This is a genomic window from Pedobacter sp. SL55 (genome assembly GCF_026625705.1).
GTDB lineage: Bacteria > Bacteroidota > Bacteroidia > Sphingobacteriales > Sphingobacteriaceae > Pedobacter.
The window spans coordinates 1,208,305-1,224,884 of sequence record NZ_CP113059.1 but is presented as its reverse complement, the minus strand read 5'-3'; the positions used below and the strand labels follow the sequence as shown (position 1 = coordinate 1,224,884).

The 16,580-nt window shown below is 38.8% G+C and carries 19 protein-coding genes; 7 read left to right on the top strand and 12 right to left on the bottom strand.

Going from position 1 to position 16,580, the window contains the following annotated elements:
- Positions 1 to 23: 23 nt before the first annotated feature.
- Together OVA16_RS05605 and OVA16_RS05600 are read right to left on the bottom strand one after the other, a co-directional pair.
- Positions 24 to 689, bottom strand: coding sequence for a hypothetical protein (locus tag OVA16_RS05605; RefSeq protein WP_267764077.1), 666 nt, complete (start codon positions 687 to 689; stop codon positions 24 to 26).
- 250 nt (positions 690 to 939) lie between these two features.
- Positions 940 to 2,139: a hypothetical protein gene (locus tag OVA16_RS05600; protein WP_267764076.1), complete on the bottom strand. Its 1,200-nt coding sequence runs from the start codon at positions 2,137 to 2,139 to the stop codon at positions 940 to 942.
- Between the two features lie 203 nt (positions 2,140 to 2,342).
- Between OVA16_RS05600 and OVA16_RS05595 the strand changes: the two genes are divergently transcribed.
- Both OVA16_RS05595 and OVA16_RS05590 read left to right on the top strand, forming a co-directional pair.
- A complete protein-coding gene (locus OVA16_RS05595; protein ID WP_267764075.1) occupies positions 2,343 to 3,740 on the top strand; it encodes an aldehyde dehydrogenase family protein in 1,398 nt (465 codons plus the stop codon).
- Between the two features lie 78 nt (positions 3,741 to 3,818).
- A complete protein-coding gene (locus OVA16_RS05590; protein ID WP_267764074.1) occupies positions 3,819 to 4,286 on the top strand; it encodes a DUF6265 family protein in 468 nt (155 codons plus the stop codon).
- Positions 4,287 to 4,387: 101 nt separating this feature from the next.
- Here the strand turns inward: OVA16_RS05590 and ygiD are convergent, their stop codons facing one another.
- The 3 genes from ygiD to OVA16_RS05575 all read right to left on the bottom strand — a co-directional run bounded on the left by ygiD (position 4,388) and on the right by OVA16_RS05575 (position 6,650).
- Positions 4,388 to 5,212 (bottom strand): 4,5-DOPA dioxygenase extradiol, encoded by an 825-nt coding sequence (gene ygiD / locus OVA16_RS05585; protein ID WP_267764072.1) that lies wholly within the window; start codon positions 5,210 to 5,212, stop codon positions 4,388 to 4,390.
- A 110-nt stretch (positions 5,213 to 5,322) separates the two neighbouring features.
- Positions 5,323 to 5,916 carry a YceI family protein gene (locus OVA16_RS05580; RefSeq protein WP_267764070.1) on the bottom strand — a complete coding sequence of 198 codons (594 nt, stop codon included), beginning with the start codon at positions 5,914 to 5,916 and terminating at the stop codon, positions 5,323 to 5,325.
- Between the two features lie 218 nt (positions 5,917 to 6,134).
- The gene (locus OVA16_RS05575) at positions 6,135 to 6,650 is read right to left on the bottom strand and encodes a helix-turn-helix domain-containing protein (protein ID WP_267764069.1); all 516 of its coding nucleotides are present in this window, start codon (positions 6,648 to 6,650) and stop codon (positions 6,135 to 6,137) included.
- A gap of 241 nt (positions 6,651 to 6,891) precedes the next feature.
- On the opposite strand from OVA16_RS05575, the gene OVA16_RS05570 reads away from it, so the two are divergent.
- From OVA16_RS05570 to OVA16_RS05550, 5 genes are all read left to right on the top strand, one after another.
- Positions 6,892 to 7,596 (top strand): peptidylprolyl isomerase, encoded by a 705-nt coding sequence (locus tag OVA16_RS05570; protein WP_267764068.1) that lies wholly within the window; start codon positions 6,892 to 6,894, stop codon positions 7,594 to 7,596.
- 48 nt (positions 7,597 to 7,644) lie between these two features.
- Positions 7,645 to 8,412, top strand: coding sequence for an exodeoxyribonuclease III (locus OVA16_RS05565; RefSeq protein WP_267764066.1), 768 nt, complete (start codon positions 7,645 to 7,647; stop codon positions 8,410 to 8,412).
- A 66-nt stretch (positions 8,413 to 8,478) separates the two neighbouring features.
- Positions 8,479 to 9,183, top strand: a complete 705-nt coding sequence (locus OVA16_RS05560; protein WP_267764065.1) for a hypothetical protein — start codon at positions 8,479 to 8,481, stop codon at positions 9,181 to 9,183.
- Positions 9,138 to 9,719 (top strand): amidohydrolase family protein, encoded by a 582-nt coding sequence (locus OVA16_RS05555; protein ID WP_267764063.1) that lies wholly within the window; start codon positions 9,138 to 9,140, stop codon positions 9,717 to 9,719. Before OVA16_RS05560 ends, OVA16_RS05555 begins: the two co-directional genes overlap by 46 nt.
- Positions 9,697 to 10,695 (top strand): formimidoylglutamase, encoded by a 999-nt coding sequence (locus tag OVA16_RS05550; protein WP_267764062.1) that lies wholly within the window; start codon positions 9,697 to 9,699, stop codon positions 10,693 to 10,695. The genes OVA16_RS05555 and OVA16_RS05550 overlap by 23 nt, the downstream gene beginning before the upstream one ends.
- Positions 10,696 to 10,783: 88 nt before the next feature.
- On the opposite strand, the gene OVA16_RS05545 is transcribed toward OVA16_RS05550, so the two are convergent.
- The 7 genes from OVA16_RS05545 to lpxD all read right to left on the bottom strand — a co-directional run bounded on the left by OVA16_RS05545 (position 10,784) and on the right by lpxD (position 16,548).
- The gene (locus OVA16_RS05545; RefSeq protein ID WP_267764060.1) at positions 10,784 to 10,945 is read right to left on the bottom strand and encodes a hypothetical protein; all 162 of its coding nucleotides are present in this window, start codon (positions 10,943 to 10,945) and stop codon (positions 10,784 to 10,786) included.
- 38 nt (positions 10,946 to 10,983) lie between these two features.
- Positions 10,984 to 11,553: a 5-formyltetrahydrofolate cyclo-ligase gene (locus OVA16_RS05540; RefSeq protein ID WP_267764059.1), complete on the bottom strand. Its 570-nt coding sequence runs from the start codon at positions 11,551 to 11,553 to the stop codon at positions 10,984 to 10,986.
- A gap of 160 nt (positions 11,554 to 11,713) precedes the next feature.
- A complete protein-coding gene (gene efp, locus OVA16_RS05535; protein ID WP_138728129.1) occupies positions 11,714 to 12,274 on the bottom strand; it encodes an elongation factor P in 561 nt (186 codons plus the stop codon).
- A gap of 382 nt (positions 12,275 to 12,656) precedes the next feature.
- Entirely contained in the window at positions 12,657 to 13,274 is a 618-nt protein-coding gene (locus OVA16_RS05530; RefSeq protein ID WP_267764056.1) for an ABC transporter ATP-binding protein, read from the bottom strand.
- A gap of 6 nt (positions 13,275 to 13,280) precedes the next feature.
- Complete coding sequence (gene lpxA, locus OVA16_RS05525; RefSeq protein WP_267764054.1) at positions 13,281 to 14,066, bottom strand: acyl-ACP--UDP-N-acetylglucosamine O-acyltransferase; 786 nt, start codon at positions 14,064 to 14,066, stop codon at positions 13,281 to 13,283.
- Positions 14,063 to 15,475, bottom strand: coding sequence for a bifunctional UDP-3-O-[3-hydroxymyristoyl] N-acetylglucosamine deacetylase/3-hydroxyacyl-ACP dehydratase (locus OVA16_RS05520; RefSeq protein WP_267764053.1), 1,413 nt, complete (start codon positions 15,473 to 15,475; stop codon positions 14,063 to 14,065). The genes lpxA and OVA16_RS05520 overlap by 4 nt, the downstream gene beginning before the upstream one ends.
- Positions 15,475 to 16,548 carry a UDP-3-O-(3-hydroxymyristoyl)glucosamine N-acyltransferase gene (gene lpxD / locus OVA16_RS05515; protein WP_267764052.1) on the bottom strand — a complete coding sequence of 358 codons (1,074 nt, stop codon included), beginning with the start codon at positions 16,546 to 16,548 and terminating at the stop codon, positions 15,475 to 15,477. Before lpxD ends, OVA16_RS05520 begins: the two co-directional genes overlap by 1 nt.
- Positions 16,549 to 16,580: the final 32 nt, after the last annotated feature.

The window sequence follows — 16,580 nt, the reverse complement described above, 5'->3', positions numbered from 1 at the left end:
TATTCTTGGTTTGTTATCATCTGTTAGAAAACCAAAACCACGCCCCCTACCTCTAAATCCGCCATCGGTGTTTTTTTCCTAATGATATCAAATAATGCCGTTTGATCGTTTTTTAGCCAAAGATCTTGTTGCGAAATTCCCGTTGTGGGCCTGCTGCTGTTAGGCCTTGATGCGGCACTACTTTCTGGCTTACCTTTAATAAAATTGGTTAGCTGTTTCAGCTCGCCGCTGGTTAAATTCAGTTGGTAAAGGTTATCTGCCTTTTGATATACTATATCGTTATTGTAAAGAAATTTAGCATTGCTTTCTCTTTCTAGCGTATTGGTTAACCTTCGTTCTTTCTTCGACTTGATATTGGTTAGGTAAATATCCCCGCCTTTTTCAAGCAGTCCCAGTGATTTATCTTTATTGTAAACATAGTTGATGGCAGCATTCTTTTCCGCTTCATCAGCTTCTGCTTTATCTATTTTTAACGTTGCTGTATTTACTTTATAGGGTTGTGCTTTGTCTTTATTTTCGGGGTTCCAGCTAAAAAAAACCGTTCTACTATCTCCCGACCAGCGATATTCTTCGGGCGAGGTTCCCATCCATTTAGGGTCTCTCATAATTTTTTGTACGGTTAAAGGAGCTAAATCTTGCGCATTTGCAGCAGATGCAAATAAGAAAAACAGGAAAGATAATTTCTTCATCTTAGTTTATGGTTATGCATGCAAGTTATGCAAAAAAGCAATTGGCTTAAAACAGGCAAAGCAAATGTTACAGACTAAACATGAAGTTGATTTTTACCACTTAAGACACCTTAGCTCTCGTAAGTCTAAGTTGTTCTCAGGTGTCTTAGATGGTTGAATAAAAATTACCTCAAAATCTCTTAGATTTTCTGCTAAACTCCTAAACAAATCTGCGAATATCTGCGGGAGAAAAATTAAATTATCCTTACTGCTACCTCAAAATTTTCCCGGTTTTATCTATCGTAACATTAAAAGGAGGCATATAATCTTGCAAAAGCACGGCCAATTCGCGTTTAGAAATTTGACGCTCGGGCTTAAAATCAGAAGAAAAAGCATAAGTAGTAGACCATTTTTTTTCAACTTCTTTGCGCATCGTTTCCAGATCTTTATTGCCAACGTAGCGTATCATATCTAGCGCTTGTCCAATGGTAATGATATCACTTTTATGATCATCAAACCAAATCTGGGCTTTGTAATAATGGTCTTTTATTGGCTGGCTAATATCAGCTGTGCTTACCAATTTTTCGGCGTTAAAAAGTAATTTTCCATTCACTTCATCTGCCTTTAAAACCCCTGTTAAACCCACCATTTGTATGGCTTTCCAATTGGAATCTTTTATGCCCACATCTGTAAAAGGCATTAAATTAGTGTTAAAAGCAATAAGTTCTCCCTGTATCTTCTTTAGGTTTGATTCTGAAGTTTTCAAATTAAAGAAACCCGCATAAGCCGCCACCGCACCCGCAGCTTGCCCCAATAACATACTCGAAGCATCGTTTACATAAACCAAATTTTCTTGCGTTGGCATTAACAATTGGTATAAAGAGTAAATGGTATTGGTACTTCCATCCATATTTTTTCCTGTGGCCACACTGGTTTTGTAAATGGGGTTTTGGTAGTCGAATTTACTCCAAGACGTTGCCGCTGTAGCGTCAATTTTTAGTGAGGTATTTAGTTTTTGGTCGGCAACGTTTACAAAAACTTCTGGTCTAATGGTTTTTCCGTCAGATAGTTTAAAAACCCAACCTTTGCCAGAGCGATCTGCCTTTACCCAAAGCACGTTCTTCATTACAGTAAGATTTTTGATGCTATCAGTCCATTTAGTCAGCACCTCATTGGCTGTTTGCTTATCAAAATTAAGCTCCGCAATACTATCGTTCTGTTGCTTAAAAGCTTTTAATTTGTTCAAAAAAGCAGCTTGCAAGCCAGAGTGTAGGTCGTCTCCTATTGGTTGAATATCGAACCCTCCAGCCTGCAACAACAAAATAGTTTTTGCGTTGGACTGTGCCGCTTGTATAGCAGCAGCAACCGCCGCATTGCTATTGCCTACCACAAATACATCTGGTTTAATAGTTTGTGCCTTTAGGTGGTGCCACAAAAAGAAAGCAAAAAACAAAAACAGATATTTTCTCATGATGTTACATTAACGATATTACAAAAAGCTAATTTGCTTATAATTATAAGAAGTTTTATTAGCGTTTAACTATATTTCCTCTATAAAAATTTTTATATTGGTTGAGGAGAGATCAATCAATCCTTTTTTAACGATATTATTTACTTTCGCATAAAAAGGATTGATTTAAGTTTAACAATTATTCTTCCACTTTGTGAGGCATTATGAATAGAATTAGTTGTGTTTTTAAAAATCAGCAGGCACACCAATATGTGTTACGGCAAACTAATGCTTTGCAGCGAATAGACCAACTAAGGAAATTAAAAAAAACTATCCAAGAAAACGAAGATGCGATTTATTTTGCCCTGCGTACAGATTTAAGAAAAAGCCATTTTGAAGCTTCGTTAACAGAGCTTTTTTTTGTTTACGGCGAAATAGATTTTGCGATCAACAACCTTAGGGCGTGGATGTCTCCCACACGCATTGGAAAAATGCTGAGTAATCCTTTTGCAAAAAACCGTATTTATTACGAGCCAAAAGGCGTTTGTTTAATTATTGCACCTTGGAACTATCCTTTCCAGTTAGTAATGTCGCCGCTGGTTTCTGCCATTGCAGCTGGCAATTGTGTGATGGTAAAACCATCCGAGTTAAGCCCTGCCACCAGCAAAATCATCACTAAAATTATCTTAGATACTTTTGAAGAAGAGCATGTTGCTTGCATAGAAGGCAATGCCGATGTTTCGCAACAACTACTAGAACTACCCTTCGACCATATTTTTTTTACAGGCAGTACCGAAATTGGCAAAGTAGTGATGAGTGCCGCCGCAAAAAACCTCACTTCTGTAACGCTGGAGCTAGGTGGCAAATCGCCAACGATTATTGACAACGAAGTAAACCTAGAAAAAGCAGCGAAGAAAATTGCTTGGGGTAAATTAGTAAACGCCGGACAAACCTGTATTGCTCCAGATTACATTCTTGTTCCGTACCAACGGGTGGATGAATTTGTGGGCTTATACAAGCAATTTGCAACCGAGATGTACTTTAAGTCGAAGGACGAAGTTAACCCAGAAGCTTACGGAAAAATTATCAGCAAAAGACATTTTGACAGATTAAGCGGCTTAATTACCGAAGCTGTAGAAAAAGGTGCTAGAATTAATTGGGGCGGTAAAACCGATGAAAAAAATCAAACTATCTATCCTGCGGTTTTAACTCAAATACCAAATGGTGCAAAAGTGATGGAAGAAGAAATTTTTGGCCCAATTTTACCGATTATTCCTTACACAGATTTGGATGAGGCCATTGCTTTTGTGAACCAAAAATCGAAGCCTCTGGCGCTTTATATTTTTAGTAACAGTAGTAAAAACATTAAAAAGATCATCAAATCTACCAGTGCAGGTGGCACCTGTGTAAACGATGTTTTGGTGCACATTGCTAATCCGAAAGTACCGTTTGGAGGAGCCAACCATAGCGGAATGGGCAGTAGCCACGGCTTTTTTGGCTTCAAGAATTTTTCGCACGAGCGTACTGTAGTAAAACAACGCCGCATTGATTTTAACGATATGGTTTACCCACCATACCACACTAAACAATGGGTACTGAATTTATTGAAACGAATAATGTAATTTTTAGCCACAGATTAATTTGATGGGATCATTAACTATCTTGATTTGTGCATCTGTGGCAGTAAAATAAACAAAATAATGAAAAAAATCTATTTATCCCTCCTCCTGATGTTTGCTGCGCTCTACGTTTCGGCACAAAATCCTACCTTAAAAACCTTCTATTTTATGCTTGGCAAATGGGAAATGAAGACCAAAAATGGTAAGATTCTAGAGCGCTGGCATAAGCATAAAGATAGCTTAACCGGACAATCGCATAAATTTAATGCCACTGGAGACAGCATTTTAACCGAGGCTGTGGTATTAAAGAAAATTAATGGGGAGTGGCATTTTTGCGTTACAGGTTACGAAAAAGGGAATGAAGGCAAAACAGATTTCAAATTGGTTAAATCAATAAAAAATACCTTTACTTTTGAGAATAAACAACATGATTTTCCGCAACAAATCACTTATCAAAACAAAGGAAAAGATGAACTTTTAGCTTGGATTGAAGGAAACATTAATGGGCAGAAAAGAAAAATTGAGTTTCCTTACATTAGAGTAAAGTAAGCTTTAATAAAACCGTGATTGCCGTGAAAACGGTAATTGTAAAGCGTTTTTTATTAAGATCCTGAAATAAATTCAGGACGACGAGGAGTTTAGGCAATAGCCTAACCCACCCTCACAGAAGTCATGGTTAGCGAGCCCCCAACAGCTTTATCATTAAACAATAACGCCTCTTCCTTATCGCCCTGCAAACCTAATGTGTACATTAATGGCAAATAATGCTCGGGCGTGGGTATAGATAAACGCACCTCACTGCCCATTTGCTCAAAATTAATTAGCGAATGATGATCTTTATGGATAATGGCCGATTTGAATTTATGGTTCGCTTCGAGAGCCCAGTCGTAACCACCGCCATTAATCATTTCCCAACTAACCATGCGTAGGTTGTGCACCATATTTCCGCTAGCTAAAATTAACACGCCTTTTTTACGCAGAGCGGATATTTCTTTGGCCAAATTATAATGGTACTGCGCTCCTTTGGTACAGTCTATGCTCAATTGCAAAACAGGGATATTGGCATTCGGGCACATGTGTTTAACTACCGTCCAGGCGCCGTGGTCTAAGCCCCAATCGTGATTTAGCTCTACTGCGGTAGATGTAATTAAACCTGCAGTTTCTTTAGCCAATTCCGGATTTCCAGGAGCTGGATATTGCACATTGAACAAGGCCTGCGGGAAACCACCAAAATCATGAATGGTTGGCGGAAAATCCATGGCTGTAATTTTAGTGCCGCGGGTAAACCAATGTGCAGAAACTACCAAAACCGCCGTAGGTTGAGTTATGGATTTCGCCATATTTGCCCAGCCTGTACTAAACTCATTTACTTCTATACCGTTCATTGGCGAACCATGCCCCATAAAAAGCACAGGCATAATTTCACTTTGTGGTAAATTAGATGAAAAGTTTTTGAACTGATTAAGTCTGTTCATTTTTTTAATTTATTAGCAACAGATTTTCGCTGATTTTTCCGCAAATAGGGCAGATGTTCAAATCCGTGAAATCTGCAGTGTTTTTCCGCGAAAATCTGCGGGAAGCAACATTACTTAGCTTGCGCAAATTGCAAGTTCAAGGTAATGTTAATGTCTTTAGCAATGCCAGCACCAGTAGGGTCGTAATTGATGTTATAATCTAAGCGATTAATTTTAGTAGTGGCCATAAAACCTGCTTTGGTGTTACCTTGTTGGTCTTTAGCAGTACCACCATACGTTACAAAAAAAGAAACGTCTTTGGTTACATCTTTAATAGTCAATTTACCCTTTAAAACATAGGTGTTGGTTGCTTTCTTCGGCGATTTAACTCCTCGTTTTACAAAAGAAGTGCTTACAAATGTCATTTTTGGATATTTAGCTACACTAAAAAAGTCATCAGATTTTAGGTGGTTATCACGCATCTCTACACTGGTGTTAATGCTAGCTACATCAACGGTAAAATTTATTTTCGCATCAGTTAAATCAGCTTTGCTGGCTTCTATTGTACCATCAAATTTCTTAAAAGAGCCATCTACAAATGAAATTCCAGAGTGCTTAACCGAGAAGTTTACAAAAGAGTGCATCGGGTCTACCGTCCACTTGGTTTGAGCAAACGTAGCTACAGTTAAGCTAGTTGCCAAAAGGAATAAGAATAATTTTTTCATGTCTTTGTCTTTTAATTAATTGAACACAAAGTTACAACAGCACTGTCGGCAAAAAGTTGATGTATGTTAAGAAAGTAGATTGTCCCGCAGATTTAAACAGATTAAACCGCAGATTTAAGAAGAATAGAATTTCCTGTTGTTAGAATGTTGAGAATAAAAGGATTGTTAAAAATTCCCTCCAATCTCCAGAGTTGATCAGCGAAAATCCGTAGGAGAGTTTACAAAATATCCAAAGTGTTCCGTTTTAAATCTTGCTTAAATTGAGATGGCGTAATGCCTGTTTCCTTTTTGAATTGGGCAGAAAGATGTGCTACGCTACTATAATTCAATTGAAATGCGATTTCGCTCAACGTTAATTCGCCATAGCTCAGTAGCTCTTTAGCTTTTTCTATTTTTTGCTGGATGTAGTAATGCTCTATGGTATTGTTTTCTTCTACAGAAAAAAGGTTGCTTAATGAGGCATAATCTGTTGCCAACTTTTTACTCAAATACTCAGAAAGGTTTACTTTTAAGGGCTCCTTATTGTAATGAGCCAACTCTACAATAGCTGCTTTAATCTGAACAACTGTGGTTTTTCGCCTGTCTTCTAACAACTCAAAACCGAGCTTCTCCAAAGCTTGTTTTAGCTCTTGATATTTTGGTTCTGGTAACCTTTCCTCTTTCAGCTCAACTTCTCCTAAAACCACATTGGTGGGATTTAGCTGTAACTTAGAAAACACCTGTTTTACCGCCATTTTACAGCGATCGCATACCATATTTTTAATGTAAAGCTTCATCAAACACTAAAATAGTTAATTATTTGTTTTGCTTAAAACCACAGGCGATAATTCAACTTTAGACAGACATTTTTAGCCACAGATGCACAGATAATTTATCTACATAAATGAGACAATCAGGATATTAAATCTGTGCATCTGTGGCTAAATTATAACACCTTATTTTTTTTAAATAACTTAGCGCAAATTCTATTTCAACATGAAAAAACTCTTGCTCATTTGTCTCCTATTTTGCTACAGTTTCGCTCATTCTGCAAAACCAAAATATCAATATATTAAAATAAGCACAGCCAAAGGCGAATGCATTGTTAGGCTTTACAACGAAACCCCTTTGCATCGTGATAATTTTTTAAAATTGGCCAAAGAAGGTTATTACAATGGCACCATTTTTCACAGAGTGATTAAGGATTTTATGATCCAAGGTGGAGACCCCGATTCGAAAAATGCCGACTCTACGCAAACTCTGGGCAATGGAGGCCCGAAATATACCGTACCTGCTGAGTTTAGAGATAGTATTTTCCATAAAAAGGGAGTTTTAGCGGCGGCAAGAGACAACAACCCAGAAAAAGCATCGAGCGGCAGCCAATTTTATTTGGTGCAAGGCAAAGTTTTCACAGATGAACAGCTGAATAATCTGGAGAAGAATAGGCTAAAACACAAAATTCCTGATTACCAAAGAGAAGTTTACAAAACCATTGGCGGTACGCCACATTTAGACAGAAATTATACCGTTTACGGCGAAGTGGTAAAAGGCTTAGCAATGATAGACAGCATTGCTGGCGTAACAACCGGAGCGGCAAACAGACCTAAAGAAGATGTAAAAATGACGGTTACCGTGCTCAAAAAGCGTGAAGCAAGAAGATTGGAAAAAGAATTGAACAAGTTGGCCAAAGCCAGTAAATAATATTTCATTGCCGTTGGTTTAAACCAACGGCAATAAAGAAAATAAAAAATGAAAATCATATCATACAACGTAAATGGCATACGTGCCGCAGCAACCAAAGGCTTATTTACTTGGCTACAAGCCACAGATGCCGACATGGTTTGCCTACAGGAAGTAAAAGCCCTGAAAGAACAAATACCGGATATTTTGGCTTTAATTGAACATTTAGGCTATCATCATTATTGGTTTGCGGCAGAGAAAAAAGGCTATAGTGGTGTGGCTATTTTTACTAAAATAAAGCCAAAACACGTAGAATACGGCTGTGGCGAGCCGTGGATTGACGCCGAGGGAAGGATTTTACGTGCTGATTTTGAAGATTTTTCGCTGATGAGCGTTTACTTGCCATCGGGCTCTAGTGGCGACGAAAGGCAAGCAAAAAAATACGAGTTCATGAAGTTTTTTGATAGCTATATTGGAGAACTGAGAAAGGAACATCCAAACCTGATTATCTCGGGAGATTACAACATTTGCCACAAAGCCATTGATATCCACAACCCAAAATCTAACGCCAACTCATCTGGGTTTTTACCCGAAGAACGCGAATGGATGGAACTTTTCATCAATAACGGCTTCATTGATTCGTTCCGTCATTTTAACCAAGATCCACACCATTACACCTGGTGGAGCTATCGTGCTGGGGCAAGAGGCAAGAACTTGGGCTGGCGTATCGATTACCATCTAACCACCCGAGAAATGGAAAGCAGGCTTAAAAATGTACGTATTTTACCAGATGCACTACACAGCGACCACTGCCCTATTTTATTGGAACTAAATTGAGTTATGGGTTAAAGGTTATGGGTTACGAGCCCAAACCGGCAACTCACAACTCGCAACTCATAACCTATGCTCATTACCAACATCAAAGCCTTAGTTGGCGTTCATCCAAAAGAAACCCTAAGCCTTCGCGGCAGCGAAATGGCAAACCTACCTATTTTGGAAAACGCTTGGTTGTTGCTAGAAGATGGTTTAATTAAGGATTTTGGTTTGATGAGCGAAGTGCCGTCTCAAATCTCAAATCTCAAATCTCAAATCTCGGCAGATGGCCGCTTTGTGTTCCCTTCTTGGTGCGATAGCCATACGCATATTGTTTTTGCAGCACCACGAGAAGAAGAATTTGCCCTCAAAATTGCTGGTAAAACCTACGAGGAAATTGCCGCTGCAGGTGGAGGCATTCTAAACTCGGCCAATAAGCTTCAAAAAGCTACTGAAGATGAGTTGTTTGAAAGTGCGAGCATCCGTTTAAACGACATGATTAAGCACGGTACAGGAGCAGTAGAAATTAAAAGTGGCTACGGCTTAACTGTAGAAAGTGAGTTGAAAATGCTTAGGGTAATTCAACGTTTGAAAGCTGCATTTCCAATACCAATTAAGGCAACTTTGTTGGCTGCCCATGCTTATCCAACCGAATACAAGAACAACCACCAAGCTTACATCGATTTAATTATCAATGACCTTTTGCCCAAAGTTGCAGCAGAAAAGCTAGCAGATTATATTGATGTTTTTTGCGAAAAGGACTTTTTTCTAACGAAGAAACCGCACAAATTTTAACCGTAGCTGCCAAGTATGGCTTAAAGCCAAAAATTCATGCGAACCAATTATCTAGTTCTGGAGCGGCACAACTGGGTGTAAAACACCAAGCCATTTCTGTAGATCATCTAGAAGAAACCGATGAAAACGTATGGCAAACATTGGGCGAAAGCAATACCATTGCCACCTTATTGCCTTCATGTTCTTTTTACATCAACATCCCTTTTGCCAATGCCAAAGCCTTAATTAACAGCAACGCTATTGTAGCCTTAGCAAGCGACTACAACCCCGGTTCTACCCCATCTGGAAACATGAATTTTGTAGTATCATTAGGCTGTATCAAACTAAAAATGACACCAGAGCAAGCTATAAATGCAGCAACATTAAACGGCGCCGCAGCAATGCAATTAAGTAATGATGTGGGTAGCATCGCCATTGGCAAAAAAGCGAATTTGTTTATTACCCGACCAATGAGCTCGCTGGCTTATTTGCCCTACAGTTTTGGTCAAAGCCAAATAGAAACTGTAATTTTAAATGGAGAAATTTACCATGGATAGTTTTCAAATTTTTTCGAAAAGCGATATTTTAAGTTTAGTTAACAAACGTGATGGCGAAACAAAACTCGGGCAAAACGTTGTCTATTACCCCCACGGGGTTATTTCTACGGATGGCCTAAAGCAATCGCCTGCAAGATTTGTACTTTTAGGTATTCCAGAAGATATTGGCGTAAGGGCAAATTATGGTATTGGCGGAGCACATACTGCTTGGCGACCTGCACTAAAAACATTGCTTAACTTGCAGCAAAATCAATTTCTCAAAGGCCAAGATCTTTTGGTTTTGGGCGAATTTAACATCCCCGCAAATAATACCACCGATATTAACGAACTAAGAAAAACAGTTGCAGAAATTGATGATTTGGTTTATCCTATAATACAAGCTATTGTAGCTGCAGGAAAGGTTCCAATCGTTATTGGCGGCGGACACAACAATTGCTATCCTATTATTAAAGGCACTTCACAGGCTCTAAAAACCACCGTAAATGTGCTAAATATTGATGCGCATACTGATTTAAGAAACACCGATGAGGGCCGACATAGCGGCAATGGCTTTAGTACAGCATTAGAAGAAGGCTTTTTAGAGCAATATCGAATGTTAGGCGTACATCAAAATTATTTATCCGAAGCTCAGCAACAATTCATTTCCGAAAATAGCGCCGTTAAGGCCTTTTATTTCGACGATTTGCTTGCCTACCAACAAGACCTTAACGTTGCCGCACAAATTCTCTTAAACGGCGTAAAACAGCCGCTAGCCTTAGAAATAGATTTAGATAGTATTTGTGGAGTTTTGGCTAGCGCTAGCACGCCAAGTGGTTTTAGCTTAAACGAGATTAGGCAGCTCCTGCTCCAACTACAAAAAAACTTTACTTATCTACATATTTGCGAAGGGGCTTACCAACTAAACAACGGCAGAAAAGACGAAACCATAGGAAAAACAATTGCTTATTTAGTAAGTGATTTTATGAAGAGCAGTTGATTTTATAAGCTAATTTCCTCAACAGGCAAGGCAGTCACACCATCTTAAATCTGCATTTCTGACCTATGAAAATCTGCAGGATAACTAACTAAAGCTCCTCATCTTCGTAGCGCTCTGCTGCCTTCATCATAATTTCCATATCGGCTAGCTCTTTTGATGTTAAAGGCTCTTCTTGCTCTTGCATCTCAAAAATAGCGATCATGATATCTTCGTATTGCTTAGCCGTAGTAATTCTAAAGTCCTTTTCCATTTTTACAAGTATTGAAATTTGAGTATCAAGTATCGAGATTATATTTCAATTTTTATAATTCCACTAGGTGTAATGCACAAATCCAAACGAATGTCATTATCGTGCACATCCGAAATCTCTTCCTGCAAAATATCAAATAAGGAAACGCCCACTTTAACGGTTTCAATCTCCGACAGAAACCTATCGTAAAAACCTTTGCCATAACCAACTCTGTAGCCACGCCTATCAAAAGCCAGCAGAGGTACCAAAACCATATCTATTTTATCTTTAAAAACAGTTTTGGTTTGTGGCTCTAAAATTTGGTAGGCATTTTCTTTTAAATCTTCCCTGCTAAAAAGATGGTGGCTCATAGAGTGATCTTCAAAATTAGACCTAGACACCACAATATGAATATGCGGATAAGTTTCTTTTAACCAATCAATCATCAAAAAAGTATCTGGTTCTCGCTTCTTCACAATGGGTAAAAAAGCATGTATACTTTTTACCTCAGAAAAATTAAGCGTCTTAAACTGTTCCAAAAGCAATTGGTTCATCGCCAAAAACTCGCTATCAGATAGCGCCTTTCTTTGTGCTAAGGCTTGTTTTCTGAGGGTTGATTTATCTGCCACTTCGCCGTTATTGAGGGGTGTAATAAAAATCCTTCGACAAGCTCAGGATGACAATTTGGAAATACTAATTTCCAAAAATGGCCTTGGAAAAACCCAAAGCCATCAATTGTTTTTTAAGAATCGTGATCTTCAAAATCCTGAAAATCCCAAAATCCCGACTTTATTTTACACGCTCTACATACTCGCCAGTACGTGTATCTACTTTAATTTTATCGCCTTGGTTAACAAACAAAGGAACTTTAACCTCTACGCCGTTTTCAAGCGTTGCAGCTTTTAATGCATTGGTAGAAGTATCGCCCTTAACCGCAGGCTCCGAATACGTAATCTCGAACTCTGCAAAGTTTGGCAGTTGCGCCATAATAGGCTCCTCGCTTTCAATAGAAACAATTACATTCATTCCCTCTTTTAGGAATTTAATTGCGTTACCAAATAGCGATTTAGAAACATTAAACTGCTCGTAAGTATTGTTGTCCATTACCACTAAAGCGTCGCCTTCTTCATACAAATATTGGTAATCGTTGGTTTCTACTCTACAAATTTCTACCGCTTCATCGGTATTCATACGAGCTTCTACCAATCTACCTGTTTTAATGTTACGAAATTTCCCAGTATAAAAAGCGCCGCCTTTACCTGGTGTACGGTGATTCCACTCATCAACAGTAACCAACTCGTTATTTACGCGAAGGATATTTCCTGTTTTTATTTCTGATGCTTTTGCCATTACTATGTATACTTTGTTACTTATTATTTTTGAAGCTGCAAGGTAAAAACAATTTTTAAAATTTAGTGCAAAAAAAGATGGCTTCGGGAACCACTCCGAAGCCACAATCAACCTAAACCTAAAACTAAACTATGAAAATTTATTTTACTCTTTATATGTATCCGCCGCTCTCGTATTAAACGTAAACTTTGGCACTTTTATTTCTTTTTATATCCAACACCTATGGTGTTTTCCCGATTTTTAAACGCTGATACCTCGTCCGTATTTCGTGGCGCAAAGGTATATACTATTTTTCAATCTCGCAATAGCAATTTTAAAATATTTTTTTGATGTGCTTTAGTTGGGTTTAAACCTACATTTCGGCACATTTATCATATAAATTTTACTTTTTATAGTCCAAAATATTTAAGCGATGTTGGCAAAATTGATATTCGTAAGACTGATTAGAACCTACTAAAACCAGTCTATCCTTCGCAAATTTTTCAACTAAACTCAAATACCAATCAGTACCTTGTGTATCTAAATTAGAGGTGGGTTCGTCTAAAACTAAAATAGGTGTATGGGTACAAAAAGCCAAAGCAAGCTTGGTTCTTTGCTTCATTCCCGACGAAAAATATTTCAAAGGCTTATCTTCTGCCTTGCTTAAGGCTAATAAATCTAAAACCGCAGCGGCATCAAATCCTTCTTGGTACGCTTTAAATTTAAAATGGAATTCTATCGTTTCCTGCAGTGTAAATTCTTCTATCAAATCCAGATACGGCGCCGCCAAGCTAATGGAATTAAATATGTTCTCGGGGAGGATTTCTTTTTCATCCTTGTAGGTAATCTTACCTTCTGATGGAGTAAGGTTGCCCAGTAAAACACTTAACAGCGTAGATTTGCCAGAGCCATTTGGACCCAATATGGCGTATTGTTGTCCTTGAGAAAACACATAACTGACCTCTTTAAAGATCCATTCTTTGTTAAATCGTCTACCTAAATTCTCAAGGATAATCTGCATATATACCTAGCCGCCAGAGCCAAAACCCCTCATTACGCCACGGTTAGAGTTGCGTATAAAATCTACAATTTCATCACGAATTTCTGTTGGTTGAAATTCTGCTTCAATAGTATCCAATGCTTTGGTTACGTTGTTATTCTTAACGAAAAGAATACGGTAAACTTCTTGTATTTCGTTAATTTGTTCTGAAGAAAAACCTCTACGGCGTAAACCGACAGAGTTGATACCTACATAAGACAACGGCTCTCTTGCTGCCTTAACGTAAGGCGGCACATCTTTACGCACTAAAGAACCGCCCGTAACAAAAGCGTGTGAACCCACTTTAACAAATTGATGGATAGCAACCAGACCTGCCAAAACTACGTAATCGCCAATGGTAATGTGGCCAGCTAATGTGGTGCTATTTGAAAAAATGCAGTAGTTACCTACTTGGCAATCGTGTGCAATGTGCGAATAAGCCTGAATTAGGCAGTTATTACCCACCACGGTTTTCCATTTATCTTTGGTGCCACGGTTAATGGTTACACATTCGCGGATGGTGGTATTATCTCCAATTTCTGCGGTGGTAACCTCGCCTGCAAACTTTAGGTCTTGCGGCACACCAGAAATTACCGAGCCTGGAAATATGCGGCAGTTTTTTCCGATACGTGCACCATCCATGATGACTACGTTAGAACCAATCCAAGTGCCTTCGCCTATTTCTACGTCTTTATGTATTACCGCAAATGGCTCCACAACTACGTTATCGGCAATTTTAGCCTGCGGATGTATGTATGCTAAGGGTTGTATCATTTTGTGCTATCGCTATCTTTTACTTTTACAATTTGGGCCATCATTTCTGCTTCTACAGCAATTCTTTCGCCAACCATGCCTACGCCTTTCATTTGGGCAATACCCCTTCTAATGGGCTCTACCAAATCACATCTAAACACAATGGTATCTCCAGGCAGTACTTGCGATCTAAAGCGTACATTATCTATTTTAAGAAAATAGGTTAAATAATTCTCTGGATCTGGCACTGTACTCAACACTAAAATACCTCCTGTTTGCGCCATCGCTTCAATTTGAATTACGCCAGGGAAAACAGGTGCGCCCGGAAAATGCCCTTTAAAAAACTCCTCGTTCATGGTTACATTTTTAACCCCAACTACGTGAGTTTTGCTAAGTTCTAGCACTTTGTCTAAAAACAGAAAAGGCTGCCTGTGCGGCAGTATCTTCATGATATCTACCACATCGTACAAGGGTTTGGCATTTACATCATAAACATTGATTTTCTTTTTGCCTTTTTCTTTTTTTATTGCTGCTTTAATTTTTTTAGCGAAGGCTACGTTTGCCGCGTGGCCTGGCCTGGCTGCCATAATATGGCCTTTAAGGTGTACGCCAACCAAAGCCAAATCTCCAATCATATCTAATAATTTATGACGTGCAGGCTCGTTTTGGTAACGTAGTTCCATATTGTTCAAAATCCCTTGTGGGGCTACATCAATTTCTTCTCTATTAAAGATTTTTGCTAAGTGCTGTAGCTCATCTTTGGTAACTTCTTTATCTACAATTACAATGGCATTGTTTAAATCTCCGCCTTTAATAAGGTTATGCTGTAATTGATATTCTAGTTCGTGCAGAAAACAAAAAGTTCTACAAGAAGCAATTTCTTTTTTAAACTCGCCAATGGTAGTGATACCAGCATGCTGGCTTCCCAAAACGGGAGAATTATAGTCGATCATGCAAGTGAAGCGATAATCGTCTAGCGGCATAGCCACAATTTCTACGCTTCTTTCTGGCTCGGTATAGGTAATGTTATGCGGAATAGTAAAATACTCTCTATCTGCGTTTTGCAGGGCAGAACCAACCTGCTCCAACACTTCAATAAATTTAATGGAACTTCCATCCATAATTGGCGTTTCTGGACCATCAACTTTAACCAACACATTGTCTAAATCCATACCCACCAAAGAAGCCATTACGTGCTCTACGGTGCTTACACTGGCTCCGTTTTGTGTAATTGTTGTGCCTCTTGCGGTATCGGTAACATTATCACAATCTGCATCAATAATGGGCTCGCCAGGCAAATCAACCCTTTGAAATTTAAACCCGTGGTTTTCTGGTGCCGGACAAAAGGTTAAAGTTACATTGGCTCCAGTGTGTAAACCAACGCCCTGAACCGATATCTCGCCTTTTATAGTTTTCTGCTTAACGTTCATTATTGTGTTTGTGTTGTTGTCATTTTTTCTATCACAGCAGTAAGCTCCGCTATTTTAGTTTCCAATTCTCTTACCCGCTTATCTACTTCTGGCAACTTCTTAAATATCACGGTAGAGCGCATCCATTCTTTTAACGGCTGTGCCGGACTACCATGCCATTGTTTATTTTCTTCAGTATTAAAATTGATGCCCGCTTGAGCGCCAACTTGGGTTCTCTTGCCTAGGGTAAGATGCCCCGCAATACCAACCTGTCCGCCAATTACGGAGTTTTCTCCCAACTTGGTGCTGCCCGAAATTCCGGTTTGTGCCGCTACTACAGAATGTGCGCCAACCTCTACATTATGGGCTATTTGAATAAGATTGTCTAATTTAACGCCTTTACGAACAAAAGTAGAGCCCATTGTAGCTCTGTCTATGCTGGTATTGGCACCAATTTCTACATCATCTTCTATTACTACATTTCCAATTTGAGGAATTTTGTTGTAAGAGCCATCTTTTTGTGGGGCAAAACCAAACCCATCGCTACCTATTACGGTATTAGAATGTACGGTTACCCTATCGCCAACAATGGTGTGCTTATATAGTTTAACACCCGGAAAAAACCTACAGTCTTTACCTATTTTACTATCGGCACCAATGTAAGTTTGCGGGTAAATTTTCGTGTTATCGCCAATTACTACATTTTGTTCGATACAGCAAAAAGCGCCAATGTATACGTTTTTACCTATGGTAGCTGTGGGATGAACAAAAGACGAACTATGAATTCCTACTTCCTCGCTGTTCATGCTCGCAACTTCGTTGTATTTATCTAACAGTACCGAAAAAGCACTGTAAGGATCTTGTACCTTAACCAAAGTTGCTGCTGTAGGTTGCGTGGGCACAAAATCTTTAGCTACTATAACCACAGACGCAGCGGTTGTATAAAGAAAGTTCTCGTATTTTGGATTAGATAAAAAGCAAAGTGCGCCAGCTGTGCCGTCTTCTATTTTAGAAAGCGTACTCACTTGAGCGTTTTCATCGCCTTCTATTGTTCCGTTTAAAAATTCGCCTATCTGCTTGGCAGTAAATTGCATGTTACAAAGTTAAATGTTAAATTGATATGAAC

Coding starts and splice junctions, on each gene's coding strand:
- OVA16_RS05580 (WP_267764070.1), bottom strand. CDS start 5,916: ATGAAAAAATTATTCTTATTCCTTTTGGCAACTAGCTTAACTGTAGCT.
- ygiD (WP_267764072.1), bottom strand. CDS start 5,212: ATGAACAGACTTAATCAGTTCAAAAACTTTTCATCTAATTTACCACAA.
- OVA16_RS05545 (WP_267764060.1), bottom strand. CDS start 10,945: ATGGAAAAGGACTTTAGAATTACTACGGCTAAGCAATACGAAGATATC.
- OVA16_RS05605 (WP_267764077.1), bottom strand. CDS start 689: ATGAAGAAATTATCTTTCCTGTTTTTCTTATTTGCATCTGCTGCAAAT.
- OVA16_RS05550 (WP_267764062.1), top strand. CDS start 9,697: ATGGAGAAATTTACCATGGATAGTTTTCAAATTTTTTCGAAAAGCGAT.
- OVA16_RS05595 (WP_267764075.1), top strand. CDS start 2,343: ATGAATAGAATTAGTTGTGTTTTTAAAAATCAGCAGGCACACCAATAT.
- OVA16_RS05600 (WP_267764076.1), bottom strand. CDS start 2,139: ATGAGAAAATATCTGTTTTTGTTTTTTGCTTTCTTTTTGTGGCACCAC.
- OVA16_RS05560 (WP_267764065.1), top strand. CDS start 8,479: ATGCTCATTACCAACATCAAAGCCTTAGTTGGCGTTCATCCAAAAGAA.
- OVA16_RS05570 (WP_267764068.1), top strand. CDS start 6,892: ATGAAAAAACTCTTGCTCATTTGTCTCCTATTTTGCTACAGTTTCGCT.
- OVA16_RS05575 (WP_267764069.1), bottom strand. CDS start 6,650: ATGGCGGTAAAACAGGTGTTTTCTAAGTTACAGCTAAATCCCACCAAT.
- efp (WP_138728129.1), bottom strand. CDS start 12,274: ATGGCAAAAGCATCAGAAATAAAAACAGGAAATATCCTTCGCGTAAAT.
- lpxA (WP_267764054.1), bottom strand. CDS start 14,066: ATGATACAACCCTTAGCATACATACATCCGCAGGCTAAAATTGCCGAT.
- lpxD (WP_267764052.1), bottom strand. CDS start 16,548: ATGCAATTTACTGCCAAGCAGATAGGCGAATTTTTAAACGGAACAATA.
- OVA16_RS05565 (WP_267764066.1), top strand. CDS start 7,645: ATGAAAATCATATCATACAACGTAAATGGCATACGTGCCGCAGCAACC.
- OVA16_RS05520 (WP_267764053.1), bottom strand. CDS start 15,475: ATGAACGTTAAGCAGAAAACTATAAAAGGCGAGATATCGGTTCAGGGC.
- OVA16_RS05530 (WP_267764056.1), bottom strand. CDS start 13,274: ATGCAGATTATCCTTGAGAATTTAGGTAGACGATTTAACAAAGAATGG.
- OVA16_RS05590 (WP_267764074.1), top strand. CDS start 3,819: ATGAAAAAAATCTATTTATCCCTCCTCCTGATGTTTGCTGCGCTCTAC.